The sequence below is a fragment of the Solirubrobacter soli DSM 22325 genome, from assembly GCF_000423665.1.
Taxonomy (GTDB): Bacteria; Actinomycetota; Thermoleophilia; order Solirubrobacterales; family Solirubrobacteraceae; genus Solirubrobacter; species Solirubrobacter soli.
In genome coordinates, this window is sequence record NZ_AUIK01000009.1 from 320,848 (window position 1) to 335,228 (window position 14,381).

The window sequence follows — 14,381 nt, forward strand, 5'->3', positions numbered from 1 at the left end:
TCGACGCGATGCGTATCGACGAGCGGATCGCGAGCGGGGCCGAGCCGGCCTTCTCGTTCGAGTTCTTCCCGCCCAAGACCGACGAGGGCGAGGCCAACCTGGCCGCCGCGCTCACCGAGCTCGCGCGGCTGGAGCCGACGTTCGTCTCGGTGACCTACGGCGCCGGCGGCACGGCCGCCCAGCGAGGCAAGACGATCGACATCGTCAGCCGCATCAAGGCCGACCACGGCCTGGAGGCGATGGCGCACTTCACCTGCGTCGGCGCGTCGGTGGACGAGCTGCGCACCGTGCTGGACCGGATGCGCGACGCCGGGATCGAGAACGTGCTCGCGCTGCGCGGCGATCCGCCCGCCGGCGTGGACGCGTCCGACTGGACCGCGGCCGAGGGCGGCCTGCGCTACTCGCGCGAGCTGATCGAGCTGATCCGCGCGGACTACGACTTCGCGGTCGGCGCCGCGTGCTTCCCGGAGGTCCACCTCGCGGCCGAGTCGGCGGACACGGACCTCAAGTACACCCGCGAGAAGGTCGACGCGGGCGCGAAGTTCCTGATCACCCAGCTGTTCTTCGACAACCAGCTCTACTACGACTTCGTCGCCCGCTCCCGCGAGGCCGGCATCGACGTCCCGATCATCCCGGGCATCATGCCGATCACCAACGTCGCCCAGATCCGCCGCTTCACGCAGATGTGCGGCGCGTCGATCCCGGCCGGCCTGCTGCGCGAGCTCGAGCTGCGCTCGCACGAGCCCGACGCGGTCGCGGACTTCGGCGTCGCCTACGCGACGATGCAGTGCGCCGACCTGCTCGCGAACGGCGCACCGGGCATCCACTTCTACACGCTCAACCGCTCGCCCTCGACGCGGGCGATCCTGAGCGCGCTGCGCTGCATGGCGCCCTGGCGCCGCGCGGTCATCGCCTAGTCAGATACAGCGCGCCCTTGCGGGCGGTGACGAACTGCAGGACGCCCGGCTTCGCCGTCCACACCGGCACGGCGGAGTCCGAGGCGAAGCGGGGCTTGGCGAACGTGCCGCCGGCGCCGCGGACGGCGGTGTAGGACTTGTTGAAGTTGCGGCGGAAGACGAGCACCTGCTTGCCGGAGCTCCAGGTGAACAGCTGCGGGTTCCGGCACGCGGTCCCGCACAACTTCACCACGTCCGCCCCGACGCGGACGGTGCGCGAGCCGTCGGCGAGCCAGACGCGCGGGTCGCTCGCGGGCGGGGCCGGCGGTGCGATCGCACTGAACGTCGCGCCGTTGCTCTGAGCGGCGCCGGTCGCGTGGCCGGGTTGGACGTCCGGGCCCTCGCTCGGAGGGCCCCAGCTCACCACCGCAGTGCCGTCGGCGGCGATCGGCGAGATCGACAACCCCGGCATGCGTTCGCCGGAGGCGAGCAGCTGCTGCGCGGCCGAGAACTCCTCGCCCGGGGTTCGGACCGTCGCGAGCACCGCGCCCGTGGGCGTCGCGGCCGTGATCACGACTGTGCCGGACGTGTTCGCGGAGAGGTCCCAGCCGGGGTGGTCGATGTCGCCCTCCCAGACCGTCTCGACCCCGGACAGCACGGCGTGCGCGGCCCCGATCTTCCCCGTCCGGTCCCACGTGCGCACGTAGACCGCGGTGGTGGTGTCCCACGCGACCAGGCCCGCGCCGTTCTCGAGCTGCGCGAAGCGGACGGCGTTCGGGCGCAGGCCGGCGAGCGTCGCGGTGTGCCAGCGCGTGCCGCGCACGGCGAGCCGCGCGCCGTCGGCGTTCGACACCGCCACGGCCACCCGCTGGCCTTGACCGGAGGACGCGACCACGGACCCCGCCTTGAGCGGGACGCGATCGTCGGCCCGGGCCGACGGGGTCAGGAAAGTCAGAGCGATGACGCTCACCGCGAGTGCTTGCAATCCGTTGCGCATATGTGATCCAAACGTAGCCGCGCGGCGCGGGTTGCGGGATTACGGTGTCGTGCGGCGGACGCGCGGGAGGTCGCGGTCGGCGGCCTCGATCAGGTCCATCACGTCGGCTCCGTCACTCGCCACCGCGGCACCGACGGAGAGGCCGACCGGCGGGTCGGCCGTGACCAGCTCGACCGGCAGCGCGGCCTCGACGTCCTCGGCCATCGCGGTCGCCGCGGCGCGGCCGAGATCCTCGCTCCCGGCGACCCAGACGCCGAACTCGTCGCCGCCGAGCCGGCCCGCGAGGCCGTGGCGGGCGAGGACGCGGGCGACCTCGGTCAGGACGAGGTCGCCGGAGCGGTGGCCGTGGGCATCGTTGACGCTCTTGAACGCGTCGACGTCGCAGATCAGCAGCGAGCCCTGCGTCCCGGCGTCGAGCTCGCGGCGGACGGCGTCGATCCAGCTGCGCCGGTTGTGCAGGCCGGTCAGGTCGTCGGTGTGGGCGACCGCCTCGAGGCGGCCGACGGCCTCGCTGAGGTCCCCCGCGGCGCCGGTGGGGGCGACGCCGGCGCGCTCGGCGACGTCGTCGAGCAACTCGGTCCCGGCGTCGAGCTTCTCCAGCGCGATGCCCAGCAGCGTGCGGTCGACGTCGTTGCCCGCCAGCAGGTGCGCGACGGCGTCGGCGATCTGGACGCAGGCCGCCTCGCGGGTCGGTGAGGCGAGGCCGGTCGGGCCGCCATGGTGGTAGGCGATCGCCTTCGTGACGGCGTCGTCGGGCTCGGTGAGGCCGACCAGGAGCGCTCCCGCGGCGGCGTGGTCGAGGCCGAGGCGCTTGCGCTCGAGCGCGGCGCGGGCGGCGCCGACGGGCTCCTCGGCCGCGATCTCCTCCAGCGCGACGACGCCGAACGCGGCGGGCATCAGCAGCTTGCCGACGTCGTGCAGCAGCCCGGCGAGGTGGGCGGTGTCGGTGTGGGCGCCGCGCAGCTCGGCGGTCGTGTACGCGTAGGCGGCGACGGTGACGGCGTGGACGTGCAGCTGGCCGCGGCTCAGGTGCGCGCCGCCCGGGAAGCGCTCGAGGAAGCGGTAGGTGGCCGCCTCCAGCGCGATCCGCACGAGGGCGCGGCGGCCCAGCAGCGTGACCGCCTGACGGATCGTGCGGGCGCGGATCGGGCGTGCGTTGGCGGCGGAGTTGGCGTAGCGGAGGAGGTTGGCGGCGAATGCCTCGTCGGACTCGATCACCGCGACGAGGTCGCTCGTCGTCCCGTTCGGGTCATCGGCCAGCGTGCGGATGCGCGCCACGGTCCCGCCGAGCACGGGGAGCGGGCCGATCCGCCGGAGGGCGTCGTGCACGCGCGTATCGGGCTTGGAGAATCGGGGCATCCGCGTACGTCATCGGCGTTCGCGCGGGCGTGGTTGAGCGCCCGCTTACGGGCCGGTTCTTGGTGTGCTGGGCTCGATGTCGAGGGCGTGGGCCACCTGGGGATGGCCGTCCTGTTGCCAGGCCACGTCGACCTGGTCGTTGCGTCTGTAGGTCCCGATACCCCATGCGCCCCAGAACCAGCGCCAGAAGCCGAGCTTTCCCTCCTTGATCAGCTCCCGCGAGAAGACCAGCGCGCCGCCGGCGACCCGGTAATCGCGGCCGAGCTCCTGCGGGACGCCGTTCACGAAGACGGTGAACGGCTCGCGCACGCCAGGGGGTAGGGGGACTCGTGACTCCTCCATGAGCGCCTGATCATCGCATCCGAGCGGCGCTCTACCCTCGTGGGCCGCCGTGTCCGTGCCGTATCGCATCCGTCGCTCCGATCGCGCCCGGCGCATCCGGGTCAGCGTCGGCAACGACGGCGAGGTCGAGGTGGTGCTGCCGAAGCGCTCGCCCGAGCGTCACGCGGAGGAGGCGGTCAAGCAGCTGGGGCCGTGGATCGAGCGGCGCCGGCGCGCGGTCGCGCGCGCCGTCTCCGAGATGAGGCGCGCGCCCGGGACGGTGCCCTACCTCGGCGAGACCCTGCGCCTCGTGCCCGACGCGGCCCGCACGCGGGTGCACCGGCGCGGCGACACGCTGTTCGTGCCCGCCCACGGCATGGAGGAGGCGCTCGAGCGCTGGTATCGGGCCCGGGCCCGCGAGGAGGTCGCCGTGCGGCTGGACGCGGCGGTCGCGCGGTACGGGACCTCGTACACGACGCTGACGATCCGCGGCCAGCGGACCCGCTGGGCCTCGCGCTCCTCGTCAGGCGGGATGTCGTTCAACTGGCGGCTGCTGCTCGCCCCGCCCGAGATCCTCGACTACGTGGTCGAGCACGAGGTCGCCCACATCGAGATCATGGACCACTCGGCGCGCTTCTGGAGGCTGCTCGCGTCACGCTCGCCGCGCTGGCGCGAGCACGCGGCGTGGCTCAAGCGCTACGGGTCGACTCTGACTCTGTAACGGCGCGCCGGAGCGCGTCGAGCGGGCTCTCGCCGCGCTCGGGCTCGATCACTGCGCGGCGCAGCCGACCCGTCCACGCCACCGCGGTCCCGTCGCCGTGGACGTCGAGCCCCGCCCGCACGCCATCGCCCTTGAGCTCGATCCGCAACGCGACGAGGTCGCCCGGCTCGTAGCGCCGGCTCACGAACTCCACGGCGTTGCGCCGCGTCGCCGTGGTCGCGTACGCCTCGAGGGTGTCGAGCGCCTCCGTGAGCGTGTCGCGCGTGGCCTTCTCGACCTGCGGGCCGCGCCGGACCGTCAGCCGGTAACTCACCGGACCTCGGCCAGGAGCGCCTTGACCCGGTCCCAGCGCTCGATCTCGCAGCCGTCCGTGCGGCTGAAGGTCGCGTTGATCTCCTCGCCCCGGATCGTGCCCTTGATCGTGGCCTCCTCCGGCCCGCCGTAGATCTGCGTGCACGCGACGTTCCCGTCGGTCGGCCGGATGTCCGCCGCCGAGATGCCCGCCGCGGCCCCGCAGGCCTGGCTGTCGGTCGGCTTCGCGCATTTGAGCTCGAGCACCTGCGGCTCCTGCCCGCCCTTTCCCCCGTCGCGATCCACGGTCACGGTGAGGTTCGCGAGCTCGCCGGTCGGCCCGCCGGCCTGCGACGGCTCGTCGGACCCGCACCCGGCAAGGGCGGCGGCGAGGACGAGGGCCAGCGCGGCGCGACGCATGAGGCTCAGGGTAGTGGTCCATCCGTCCAGCGCCACTTGCGGCGCGCTCGGCGGTTCACATAGGGTTCCCTGACTGTTCTCGCGATCTGATCGGTGGTACTGCCTTGCCGACCGTACTTCGCCGTCCGAGTGTCGTCTGCGTCCTGCTGGGCGTCGGGTTCCTGGTCACGTCCGCCGCGCCCGCGCGTGCCGCCGACGGCGTCTCGATCCGCACCAACGACTCCTCGAAGCGCCTCGTGGCCTCCAAGCGCGCGCGGCTGGTGGCCGAGGTCCCAGGGCGCACCTACTGCCGCCTGCGGCTCACGCACGCGGGCGCGCCGACGGCGTCGAGCTCGGTGCGCAAGGCCGTCGCCGGGATCGCGCGGTTCACCTGGCGCGTGGGTGGCGGGGTCGCGAACGGGCGCTGGAAGGCGACCGTGTCCTGCGCGTCCAACCCGCGCTCGCTCGCCCGCGGCAACGGCCGCTCGGCGACGATCACGCTGCGCGCCACCCACGGCGGGCGCCACGGTCGCGCGGTCCGCGGGCGGGTGGGGGTCGTGTTCCTGATCGCGCCGGAGGAGGCTGACGGCCGCGGCGCCGGCGCGGCGACCTACCAGCGCAAGGGCACGCTGCTGATCCGCGGCGGCGACTGGCTCTCAGGGCAGGGCGTCGACGTCTTCTCCAACGGCAACCCGAACGTCGACGGCTACAGCGGCGTGTATCAGTGCGTCGAGCTCGTCAAACGGCTGCTGAAGGCACGCGGATGGAGCACCCCGTTCTACGGCGACGCGCACCAGTACCTCGACCACGCGCCGGGTGAGTTCTTCGACAAGCATCGCGGCGGCGACGGGTACCGCCCGGTCCCGGGAGACGTCCTCGTCTGGGGCGGCGGCCTCGGCGGCTGGGGGCACGTGGCGATCGTCGAGGGCGTCAACGGCGGGTCGGTGTTCTTCGTCGAGCAGAACGCCTCGGCCACGGGCCGCGGCAGCCTGCCGATCGACGCCGCCGGCAACGTCGCCAAGCGCGGCTCGGCCTCGAGCTACTTCATCGGCACCCTGCACGCGAAGAAGAACACGCTCGGCCAGGCGCCGCCCGCGCCCACCGGCCCGAAGCCGAGCGACTACGCGGGGCACATCGTCCAGTGGGACGGTGACCGCGCCGGCCAGAAGGCGGCCTGGCTCGTCGGCCCGGATCTCAAGCGCCGGTGGATCCCGACGACCGAGATCTACGGCTGCCTCAAGGACGCGGGCCATCCGGGCCCGGACGTCCTCTCCGGGGCGATGCTCGACCAGCTCCCGGACCTCAATGGCGAGTGGGCGACCTGCACCCGCCCGACGCCGACCGTGACCCCGACCCCGTCGACACCCACACCCGTGACCCCGACGGTCACACCCACGCCGACCCCACCGACCACACCCGTACCGCAACCGTGGGTCAACTTGGCCAAGGGCGCTTCCGCCCAAGGCCGGTCCGGCTGTTCCTCGGCCGCCTGCAAGATGATGGTCGTGAGCTTCGGCAACTTCAGCCCGGGCCCGCACACCGTCACGTGTCGCGCCGGCAACGGCGACGAGGGCGGCTGGATCTCCTACACCCGCAGCGGCAGCAGCGACTCCTACGCGTACTGCTACTACGGCTACCCCGGGCGCAGCGTCTGGGTGACCGTCGACGGCATCGGCTCCAACACCGTCGTGTGGTGAGGCTCGCCCCAGCCGAGCGCGCCCATGGCGCCACCGGACGCGTCGCGTGAGAGCGACCAGCGCCAGCTGATGCCTTCCGTGTCGGCCATCCGCACCGTCTCGCCTGCCAACAGCGCGGCGTAGGCGGCGCGGGCGGCCGCGCGCTCGGGCTCGGGGACGGTGACCGCGAACCAGTCGCGGCCGACGAGGTCGTCCTCGTCGAAGCCGAAGGCGGCGCACGCGGTGCCGTTGGCGATCTCGACGCGGCCGTCCGCGTCCAGCGCGACGACCAGGGCGGCGGCGCCGTCGAACGCCCGGCGCGCCCGCGCGCGGACGCGGCGGCGGGCGAAGTACGCGGCGAGCTGGCCGCCGACCGTGGCGAACAGCGCCGAGACCTCGGCGTTGGGCTCGCGGGCGTCGCCGGCGTAGAGCTCGATCACGCCCACGCACTCGTCGCCGAGCGCGATCGGGAAGGCCGCGGCGGTGACGAGGCCCGCGCGCACCGCCTCGGCGGGGAGGTCGCCGACCCAGACCGGGCGGCGGAACGCCCAGACGCGGCCGGCGAGGCCCTGGCCCGCGGCGTAGGTCTGCTCGTGGGTCGCGCTCGCGAGCTCGGCGACCCCGCCGCGGGCGCCCGGCGCCGTCCACAGCGACGTGCAGCGCAGGACCGCGCCGTCCGGGCGCCAGACGACGCCGAAGCTCCACCCGAGCGCGGTCCCGAGCGTGGTCAGGACGCGATCGCAGAGCGCGCTCGGCTCAAGGCCCGCCGCCAGGTGGTCGGCGATCGCCTGTTGCGCGCCGAGGAGCTTGTGGGCGCCGCCGACGCGGCGGCGCATCCGCGCCTGTTCGAGCTCGCGCGTCAGCACGGCCGGCAGCTGGGCGATGTCGGGGACGCTCGGGACGCCGCTCGGGAGCCCGCGCAGGATCGCGGAGAGCTCACCCGGCCGCATGCGCGGCGAGACGGCGAGGAATGGGAGGTGCGGGTCGGCGAGCCGGACCATCTCGAGCGCCTTGCGCGACGGGACCGCCAGGGGACCGTCGCCGCCGTAGAGCACCGCGTCCCACCCGCGCCGCTGCAGGGCGGCGGACAGCGCCTCCGGACCCTGGACGGGGACGGAACGTGCGGTCCAGCCCGCGTCGTCGAGCACCCGGGTCAGCTGCGCGGCGTGGCCGGCGGGAACGTCGACGAGCAGCGCGCTGATGCTTCTGTGGCGGCTCACTCCTGAGTGCATCGGCGGCCACTCGGGACCGCTTGAGCAAACGCTTAGGCAGCCAGACGAGTGACGATCTCGCGCACGCCGTGCGAGAGGTCGTCGACCACGAAGTCCGGGCTGACGCCCTTGAGGATCCGCAGCGCGGGGCGGTTGTCGGCGAGCATCGTGCCGGCGATCCGCGTCACGCCCTCGGCCGCCGCGGCCTTGGCCAGGCGGCGGGCGAGCCACGACCCCAGGCCGAGCCCCTGCCACTCGTCCCAGACGAGGATCGCGATGTCGGCCGTGTCCGGAGCGGTCTTGACGACGCGCCCGGTCGCGACCAGCGTGTCGCCGATCACGGCCACGTACGCGATGTGGTCATGACCGTCGACCTCGGTGAGGTAGGTCAGCTCGGCGTCGGAGAAGCGGACCTTCGGGGAGAGGAAGCGCTTGAACGCGGCCTCCGGGCTGAGCCGGCGCAGGCCCTCGACCAGCAGGCGCTTGTCATCCGGCTCGATCGGCCGGATCGTGACCAGCGTGCCGTCGAGCAGGTAGTGGAGCATGCGTTGCATGATGCAACGCACACTCCACCGTTGTCAGTACGGCTGGCTCTACTTGGGTTAACGCTGCTCGATCGGGACGTATTCCAGCTCGCGGTTGCCCGTGTAGATCTGCCGCGGGCGGGCGATCTTCTGCTCGGAGTCGTCGATCATCTCGAGCCACTGGGAGATCCAGCCGGACGTCCGCGGGATCGCGAACAGCACCGTGAACATGCCCACCGGCATGTGCAGCGCCTCGTAGATCAGGCCCGAGTAGAAGTCGACGTTGGGGTACAGCTTGCGCTTGACGAAGTACTCGTCCTCGAGCGCGATCTTCTCGAGCTCGAGCGCGATCTCCAGCAGCGGGTTGACGCCCGTGACCTCGAAGACGTCGTCGCAGGCCTTCTTGATGATCTTCGCGCGCGGGTCGTAGTTCTTGTAGACCCGGTGCCCGAAGCCCATCAGGCGCTCCTTGCCCTCCTTCACGCCGGCGATGAAGTCGGGGATGTTCTCCTTGCGCTCGATGCGCCGCAGCATCCGCAGCACCTGCTCGTTGGCGCCGCCGTGGAGCGGGCCGTAGAGCGCGGCGATGCCGGCCGCGACCGCCGAGTACGGGTCGACCTGCGAGGAGCCGACCGCGCGGACGGCGCTCGTCGAACAGTTCTGCTCGTGGTCGGCGTGGAGGATGAAGAGGACGTCCAGCGCCCGCTCGAGCCGAGGATCGGGCTGGTACTTCAGCTCGGTCATCTTGAACAGCATCGAGAGGAAGTTGCCGGGGTAGGCGAGGTCGTTGTCCGGATAGACGTACGGCTGCCCCATGTTGTGGCGGTAGGCGAACGCCGCCAGCGTCGGCATCTTCGCGATCAGGCGGATGATCTGGAGGTACCGGGTCTCCGGGTCCTTGATCTGGTTGGCGTCCGGGTAGAACGTCGACAGCGCGCCGACCGAGGCCAGCAGCATCCCCATCGGGTGCGCGTCGTACCGGAAGCCCTGCATGAAGCTGCGGACGTTCTCGTGCACGAACGTGTGGATCGTGATCTCGTGCGTCCACTCGTCGAGCTGCTTCTGATTGGGCAGGTTCCCGTGTACGAGCAGATAAGCGACTTCGAGGTAGGTCGACTTCTCGGCCAGCTGCTCGATCGGATACCCGCGGTACTCCAGGATGCCCTTTTCGCCATCCAGGTAGGTGATCGCCGACCGGCAGGACGCCGTGTTCATGAAGGCCGGGTCATAGGTCATGACCCCGAAGTCGTCCTCGTTGACCTTGATGTTCCGCAGCGCGGTCGCGCGTACGGTCCCGTCCTCGATCGGCACCTCGTACGACTTGCCGGTCCGGTTGTCGGTGATCGTCAGTGAATCGGAGGCCGTGGCCACGCCACCGCCGTTCTCGCTCTGCTCCTCAGTACCCACGTGCGCTCCTCTGAAGGGGGAGGTCAAATCTCTGCCTCCCATTGTGGCGGGAGGGTCGCGAGACGCGCGTTACGCCGTGATGACCGCGGTGAACATCGTCCCCGCGACGAGCAGCGCGCCAACCAGCATGATGGCGCGTGCCGCGCCCTTCGTGGCCGGGAACGTCTCGTGGCGAACGGTTCCCACCGCCGACAGGATCAACGCGAACGCCACCAGGACGCTGGCGAGGATGTAGAACGGCGTCTTGGAGGGCTCGGCGGCCTCTTCGGCGAGGAGCAGCAACATGGCGGGCGGGAAGCTATCAGCGGTGGAGCTCGCGCGCACGACCGGCGGCCGTCACCGAGCGGATGCGCGGCGGCGGCGTCGCGACGCGCGCGCCGCACGTGGGTCCGCCGCGACGGGGCGGGCGTGGACGGCGCGGGCGTGGATGCGGCCGGCGCGGGCGCGGCGAGCCGCCGTCGATCCTCACGTCGTCGGTGTCCGTCCCCTGCTTGACCGCCCACCACACGATGTAGCAAGCGGCCAGGATCGGCAGCTTCAGGAAGACGAACAGGTACAGCATCGTCCAGCCCACGAGCTGGATGCTACGCCGATGTGCTCAGACGCGGAGCGGTACCGGTGTTGCATCGAACACCGTGACGCGTTGCAACTCGGACACGCGCTCGTTGACCTCGTCGGCCGTGAGCGTCTGCATGCGCTCGGTGCCGAACGCCTCGACGTTGAAGGACGCCAGCGCCGTGCCGTACGCCATCGCGCGGCGCAGCAATTCGTCGGTGATCTCCTCGTCGGCGTGCGCGGCGACGTAGCCCATGAACCCGCCCGCGAACGTGTCGCCCGCGCCGGTCGGATCCACGACATCGGCGGTCGGGTACGCCGGCAGGCCGAAGACGCCCTCGGGCGTGTACATCGCCGAGCCGTACTCACCCTGCTTGACCACGACGACCTTGGGGCCGAGGTCCATCACCGCGCGCGCGGCGCGGACGAGGTTCGGCTCGTCGGTGAGCTGCTTGACCTCGCCGTCGTTGACGATCAGGCAGTCGACGGTCTTGATCGTCTTGATCAGCGACTCGTGCGCGATGTCGATCCAGAGGTTCATCGTGTCCAGCGCGCTGAAGCGGGCGCCGGTGCACTGCTCGCGGACCGCGCGCTGCAGGTCGGGCTGGATGTTCGCCAGGAACAGGACGTCCGCGTCCCTGGAGGCCTGGCTGAGCTTGGGCTCGAAGTCGGCGAAGACGTTCAGGTCGGTCTGCAGCGTGTGGCGGATGTTGACGTCGCGCTCGTAGCGGCCCGCCCAGAAGAACGTCTTGCCGCCGGGGACGTGCTCGACGTCGTCGGTGATCACGCCGCGGTTGTGCAGGACGGCGTACTCCTCCTCGCTGAAGTCGTCGCCCACAGGCCCGACCACGCGGGTCTCGGCGAGGAACGAGGAGGCGAGCGAGAAGTGCACGGCGGCGCCGCCCAGGAGGCGATCGCGCTTGCCGGCCTCGGTCTCGACGGCGTCAAAGGCGATGGATCCGACCACGGTGAGCGACATAAGGCGCGAGAGAGTAGCGCTACCGTGCTAGGGCGAAAATGACGACTTTCGCCGAGCTCGGGCTGTCCGAGCCGATTCTGCAGGCCCTCCAAGACGTCGGCTACGAAACGCCGAGCCCCATCCAGGAGCAGGGCATCCCGCCGCTGCTGGAGGGCCGGGACGTAATCGGCCAGGCGCAGACCGGAACGGGCAAGACGGCCGCGTTCGGGCTGCCGCTGATGGAGTTCGTGGACCCGACCGAGCAAGAGGTCCAGGCGCTCGTGCTCACCCCGACGCGCGAGCTGTGCATCCAGGTCACCCAAGCGCTGCGGGCCTACGGGGCGCGCAAGGGGATCGACCCGGTGGCGGTCTTCGGCGGCGCGCCGATCCGCACCCAGCAGGCGCAGCTGCGCCAAGGGGGGCAGGTCGTGGTCGGCACGGTCGGCCGCGTGCTCGACCTGATCAGCCGGCACTCGCTGGTCCTGCACTCGACGCGGTACATCGTGCTCGACGAGGCCGACGAGATGCTGGACCTCGGCTTCCTCGAGGACGTCGAGAAGATCCTCAGCCTCGCGCCCGGCAGCCGGCAGACGGCGCTGTTCAGCGCGACGATGCCGACCGAGATCCGCAAGCTCGCCGAGCGCCACCTCTACGACCCCGTCACCGTGAAGGTCAAGGCCGCGACGCTGACGATCGACACGGTCGAGCAGTTCTACCTGGAGACCCGGGGGCAGGACAAGGTCGACTCGCTGGTCCGCGTGCTGCAGGCCGAGAAGCCCAAGCAGGCGATCGTCTTCTCGCGCACGAAGATCCGCACCGAGCAGCTCTACCGTACGCTGCGCGACAAGGGCATGAACGTCAAGGCGCTGCACGGCGACATGAGCCAGGGCGCGCGCGACGGCGTGATGATCTCCTTCAAGGGCGGTCGCGTGCCGATCCTCGTCGCCACCGACGTCGCCGCCCGCGGTCTCGACATCTCGACCGTGACGCACGTCGTGAACTTCGACGTCCCGACCTCGCCCGACGTCTATGTGCACCGCATCGGCCGCACGGGCCGCGTCGGGCGCTCCGGCCGCGCGATCACCTTCGTCGAGCCGCGCCAGCGGCGCGAGCTGGAGGCGATCGAGAACCACGCGTCGACCAAGATCGCCCCGTGGACCGAGGGCGCCCACATCGCCCCCGAGCGCGCGTCCGAGCCGCGTCCCCGCCGCCACCGCAAGCCGCACGACGAGATCGTCACCAACGGCGGCGGCTACACGAAGCTGATCGCGACCGCCGGGCGCCACGAGGGCGTCGAGGCCAAGGACCTGATCGCGGCGATGACCGCGAGCGGGCTCGACGGCGAGGCGATCCGCAACGTCCGCATTCTCGAGCGCTTCGCTCTGGTGGAGATCCCGGCCGACGCCGTGACCAAGATCATCGAGCGTGTGACAGAAGTGCAAGGCCACCCCGTGGCCCTGGAACCGATCCGCAACTGAGGAGGCCCGCCAATGTCCGTGGCGACGATGAGCACCAACCACGGTGACATCACGATCGAGCTGTATGACGAGGACGCTCCCAAGACCGTCGAGAACTTCAAGAAGCTGGCCGCCGACGGGTTCTACGACGGCCTGTCCTTCCACCGGATCATCAAGGACTTCATGATCCAGGGCGGCTGCCCGCAGGGCACCGGCACCGGCGGTCCCGGCTACACGTTCGAGGACGAGATCAACCAGCACAAGCTCGTCCGCGGCTCGCTGGCGATGGCCAACGCCGGCCCGAACACGAACGGCTCGCAGTTCTTCATCGTCACGCTCGACTCGACGCCCTGGCTCGACGGCAAGCACACGAACTTCGGTCAGGTCACCGACGGCATGGACGTGGTCGACAAGCTCGAGGGCCTGCCGACCGACGGCCGCGACAAGCCTCGCGAAGAGGCCAAGATCACCAAGCTGACGATCACCTGAACCGCAGCTGGTCGCGCTCGATGACGCAGGGCGCGGTCGCGCCCTCGTCGTCGAGGCAGTCCCCGAAGTGCTGCGTCACCCAGTAGGACGTCCCCGCCGCCTGGGCGAACCCGCCCAGGTCGAGCGGCACCGAGGCCGTCGTCAGCTTCCCCGCCTTGTACCGGTAGGCGACCCCGTGACCCGGGCAGCCCGACGGGTCGCCTGAGCAGACCTGCGCGAAGTACAGCGCGCCGCCGTCGAACGAGAGCCCGACGAAGGACCGGCTGGCCTCGCCGATGGCGACCTTGCGGAGGAGGCGCCGGCGCGACCCGTCGAGCTCCTGGAGCCAGACCTGCGTGTTGTCGGCGACGGTGCCGCCGTTGAGCGTGAGCGCCAGCTCGCCGCCGAACAGGTTGATCTCGACGATGCGTCCGCGCGGGGTGGGCACGCGCTCGGCCTTCTGGCCGAGCACCGCGGTGTACACGCGGTCCCGGCCCTCGATCCAGGCCAGCCGGTTGCCCCAGATGACGGGCGAGTGGGCGGCGTCGTGGGTGGTGTGCAGCCGCCGCCGCGAGCCGCCGGCCGGGTCGATCGAGTAGATCGCCCGCGTCTGCGCGACGATCACGATCGGCTTGCCATCCGGCCCGCGCGACACGTCGGCCTCCAGCGGACGGCGGTCCTCGGCGGCCAGCGCGTGCACGCCGCTCTTGTCGGCGAGCTGGAGCGTGAACGTCTTCGTGTTGGGCGGCGCGGTGCTGAACACCGCCTGGTCGCGGTAGGCACGGACGGGTGTGGGGAGGGAGGACTGACCGATCGGCGCCACGGCGAGCGCGGCGACGGCCAGGGACGACAGGAGGGGCATCTGCCCATCCTCTGCGGGTCGCGGTGCCGCCGCGGTCCACCAAGGGTGGGTTCGAGGTCACCCGTTCTTTGTGGGGCGCCCCGGCCCCGTCGGTCGTGCCGCCATCCAGCACGGCGTCTGGCCGTGCTGACTCGCCGCGGCGTGCAGGGAGACCGTCAAGTTACGGTCCACGGAGACCGTGCGAGATCGGTTGTGGTCGCTTTCGGCGGCGGTGGCGCTTATCGACCGAAAGCGCGCTGTTCGAGCTGGCGCGTTGGTGGGGGTGTTCGACGTTCCGCC

General features: G+C 71.4%; 17 protein-coding genes. 5 read left to right on the forward strand and 12 right to left on the reverse strand.

What is annotated here, in order from left to right:
* The first annotated feature begins 8 nt into the window (after nt 1-8).
* Complete coding sequence (gene metF / locus G569_RS0108595) at nt 9-917, forward strand: methylenetetrahydrofolate reductase [NAD(P)H] (RefSeq protein ID WP_028063114.1); 909 nt, start codon at nt 9-11, stop codon at nt 915-917.
* Here the strand turns inward: metF and G569_RS0108600 are convergent.
* The 3 genes from G569_RS0108600 to G569_RS0108610 are packed head-to-tail and all read right to left on the reverse strand — an operon-like array spanning nt 907 to nt 3,594.
* Nucleotides 907-1,893 carry a hypothetical protein gene (locus G569_RS0108600; protein WP_028063115.1) on the reverse strand — a complete coding sequence of 329 codons (987 nt, stop codon included), beginning with the start codon at nt 1,891-1,893 and terminating at the stop codon, nt 907-909. The genes metF and G569_RS0108600 overlap by 11 nt on opposite strands.
* 39 nt (nt 1,894-1,932) lie before the next feature.
* On the reverse strand, nt 1,933-3,252 hold the full coding sequence (locus G569_RS0108605) for a GGDEF domain-containing protein (RefSeq protein WP_084284494.1): 1,320 nt from the start codon (nt 3,250-3,252) through the stop codon (nt 1,933-1,935).
* Between the two features lie 45 nt (nt 3,253-3,297).
* Entirely contained in the window at nt 3,298-3,594 is a 297-nt protein-coding gene (locus tag G569_RS0108610; RefSeq protein ID WP_157591909.1) for a hypothetical protein, read from the reverse strand.
* 49 nt (nt 3,595-3,643) lie between these two features.
* Between G569_RS0108610 and G569_RS46690 the strand changes: the two genes are divergently transcribed.
* The gene (locus tag G569_RS46690) at nt 3,644-4,294 is read left to right on the forward strand and encodes a M48 family metallopeptidase (RefSeq protein WP_053226056.1); all 651 of its coding nucleotides are present in this window, start codon (nt 3,644-3,646) and stop codon (nt 4,292-4,294) included.
* Here G569_RS46690 and G569_RS0108620 read toward each other — a convergent pair.
* Complete coding sequence (locus tag G569_RS0108620) at nt 4,263-4,607, reverse strand: hypothetical protein (RefSeq protein ID WP_028063118.1); 345 nt, start codon at nt 4,605-4,607, stop codon at nt 4,263-4,265. The genes G569_RS46690 and G569_RS0108620 overlap by 32 nt on opposite strands.
* Nucleotides 4,604-5,005: a hypothetical protein gene (locus tag G569_RS0108625; RefSeq protein WP_053226057.1), complete on the reverse strand. Its 402-nt coding sequence runs from the start codon at nt 5,003-5,005 to the stop codon at nt 4,604-4,606. Before G569_RS0108625 ends, G569_RS0108620 begins: the two co-directional genes overlap by 4 nt.
* A 104-nt stretch (nt 5,006-5,109) precedes the next feature.
* Between G569_RS0108625 and G569_RS0108630 the strand changes: the two genes are divergently transcribed.
* Nucleotides 5,110-6,681 (forward strand): CHAP domain-containing protein, encoded by a 1,572-nt coding sequence (locus G569_RS0108630; RefSeq protein WP_028063120.1) that lies wholly within the window; start codon nt 5,110-5,112, stop codon nt 6,679-6,681.
* Here the strand turns inward: G569_RS0108630 and G569_RS0108635 are convergent.
* From G569_RS0108635 to G569_RS0108660, 6 genes are all read right to left on the reverse strand, one after another.
* Nucleotides 6,618-7,880, reverse strand: coding sequence for a GAF domain-containing protein (locus G569_RS0108635; protein WP_028063121.1), 1,263 nt, complete (start codon nt 7,878-7,880; stop codon nt 6,618-6,620). The two genes, G569_RS0108630 and G569_RS0108635, sit on opposite strands and share 64 nt — an antisense overlap.
* Before the next feature lie 44 nt (nt 7,881-7,924).
* Nucleotides 7,925-8,416 carry a GNAT family N-acetyltransferase gene (locus tag G569_RS0108640; RefSeq protein WP_028063122.1) on the reverse strand — a complete coding sequence of 164 codons (492 nt, stop codon included), beginning with the start codon at nt 8,414-8,416 and terminating at the stop codon, nt 7,925-7,927.
* Nucleotides 8,417-8,473: 57 nt separating this feature from the next.
* Nucleotides 8,474-9,802 (reverse strand): citrate synthase, encoded by a 1,329-nt coding sequence (locus G569_RS0108645; RefSeq protein ID WP_245602452.1) that lies wholly within the window; start codon nt 9,800-9,802, stop codon nt 8,474-8,476.
* A 69-nt stretch (nt 9,803-9,871) separates the two neighbouring features.
* Nucleotides 9,872-10,087, reverse strand: coding sequence for a hypothetical protein (locus tag G569_RS0108650; RefSeq protein WP_028063124.1), 216 nt, complete (start codon nt 10,085-10,087; stop codon nt 9,872-9,874).
* A gap of 16 nt (nt 10,088-10,103) precedes the next feature.
* Entirely contained in the window at nt 10,104-10,376 is a 273-nt protein-coding gene (locus G569_RS0108655) for a hypothetical protein (RefSeq protein ID WP_028063125.1), read from the reverse strand.
* 24 nt (nt 10,377-10,400) lie between these two features.
* The gene (locus G569_RS0108660) at nt 10,401-11,336 is read right to left on the reverse strand and encodes a PfkB family carbohydrate kinase (RefSeq protein WP_028063126.1); all 936 of its coding nucleotides are present in this window, start codon (nt 11,334-11,336) and stop codon (nt 10,401-10,403) included.
* A gap of 38 nt (nt 11,337-11,374) precedes the next feature.
* Between G569_RS0108660 and G569_RS46695 the strand changes: the two genes are divergently transcribed.
* Both G569_RS46695 and G569_RS46700 read left to right on the forward strand, forming a co-directional pair.
* The gene (locus G569_RS46695) at nt 11,375-12,793 is read left to right on the forward strand and encodes a DEAD/DEAH box helicase (protein WP_037495335.1); all 1,419 of its coding nucleotides are present in this window, start codon (nt 11,375-11,377) and stop codon (nt 12,791-12,793) included.
* Nucleotides 12,794-12,805: 12 nt separating this feature from the next.
* The gene (locus G569_RS46700) at nt 12,806-13,261 is read left to right on the forward strand and encodes a peptidylprolyl isomerase (RefSeq protein WP_053226058.1); all 456 of its coding nucleotides are present in this window, start codon (nt 12,806-12,808) and stop codon (nt 13,259-13,261) included.
* On the opposite strand, the gene G569_RS0108675 is transcribed toward G569_RS46700, so the two are convergent.
* Entirely contained in the window at nt 13,254-14,102 is an 849-nt protein-coding gene (locus G569_RS0108675) for a TolB-like translocation protein (RefSeq protein ID WP_028063127.1), read from the reverse strand. The genes G569_RS46700 and G569_RS0108675 overlap by 8 nt on opposite strands.
* Nucleotides 14,103-14,381: the final 279 nt, after the last annotated feature.

Excerpts from the sequence above, each read along its gene's own strand:
- metF (WP_028063114.1), top strand. The coding sequence starts at position 9 with ATGCGTATCGACGAGCGGATCGCGAGCGGGGCCGAGCCGGCCTTCTCG.
- G569_RS0108600 (WP_028063115.1), bottom strand. The coding sequence starts at position 1,893 with ATGCGCAACGGATTGCAAGCACTCGCGGTGAGCGTCATCGCTCTGACT.
- G569_RS0108605 (WP_084284494.1), bottom strand. The coding sequence starts at position 3,252 with ATGCCCCGATTCTCCAAGCCCGATACGCGCGTGCACGACGCCCTCCGG.
- G569_RS0108610 (WP_157591909.1), bottom strand. The coding sequence starts at position 3,594 with ATGGAGGAGTCACGAGTCCCCCTACCCCCTGGCGTGCGCGAGCCGTTC.
- G569_RS0108625 (WP_053226057.1), bottom strand. The coding sequence starts at position 5,005 with ATGCGTCGCGCCGCGCTGGCCCTCGTCCTCGCCGCCGCCCTTGCCGGG.
- G569_RS0108640 (WP_028063122.1), bottom strand. The coding sequence starts at position 8,416 with ATGCTCCACTACCTGCTCGACGGCACGCTGGTCACGATCCGGCCGATC.
- G569_RS0108650 (WP_028063124.1), bottom strand. The coding sequence starts at position 10,087 with ATGTTGCTGCTCCTCGCCGAAGAGGCCGCCGAGCCCTCCAAGACGCCG.
- G569_RS0108660 (WP_028063126.1), bottom strand. The coding sequence starts at position 11,336 with ATGTCGCTCACCGTGGTCGGATCCATCGCCTTTGACGCCGTCGAGACC.
- G569_RS46695 (WP_037495335.1), top strand. The coding sequence starts at position 11,375 with ATGACGACTTTCGCCGAGCTCGGGCTGTCCGAGCCGATTCTGCAGGCC.
- G569_RS46700 (WP_053226058.1), top strand. The coding sequence starts at position 12,806 with ATGTCCGTGGCGACGATGAGCACCAACCACGGTGACATCACGATCGAG.
- G569_RS0108675 (WP_028063127.1), bottom strand. The coding sequence starts at position 14,102 with ATGCCCCTCCTGTCGTCCCTGGCCGTCGCCGCGCTCGCCGTGGCGCCG.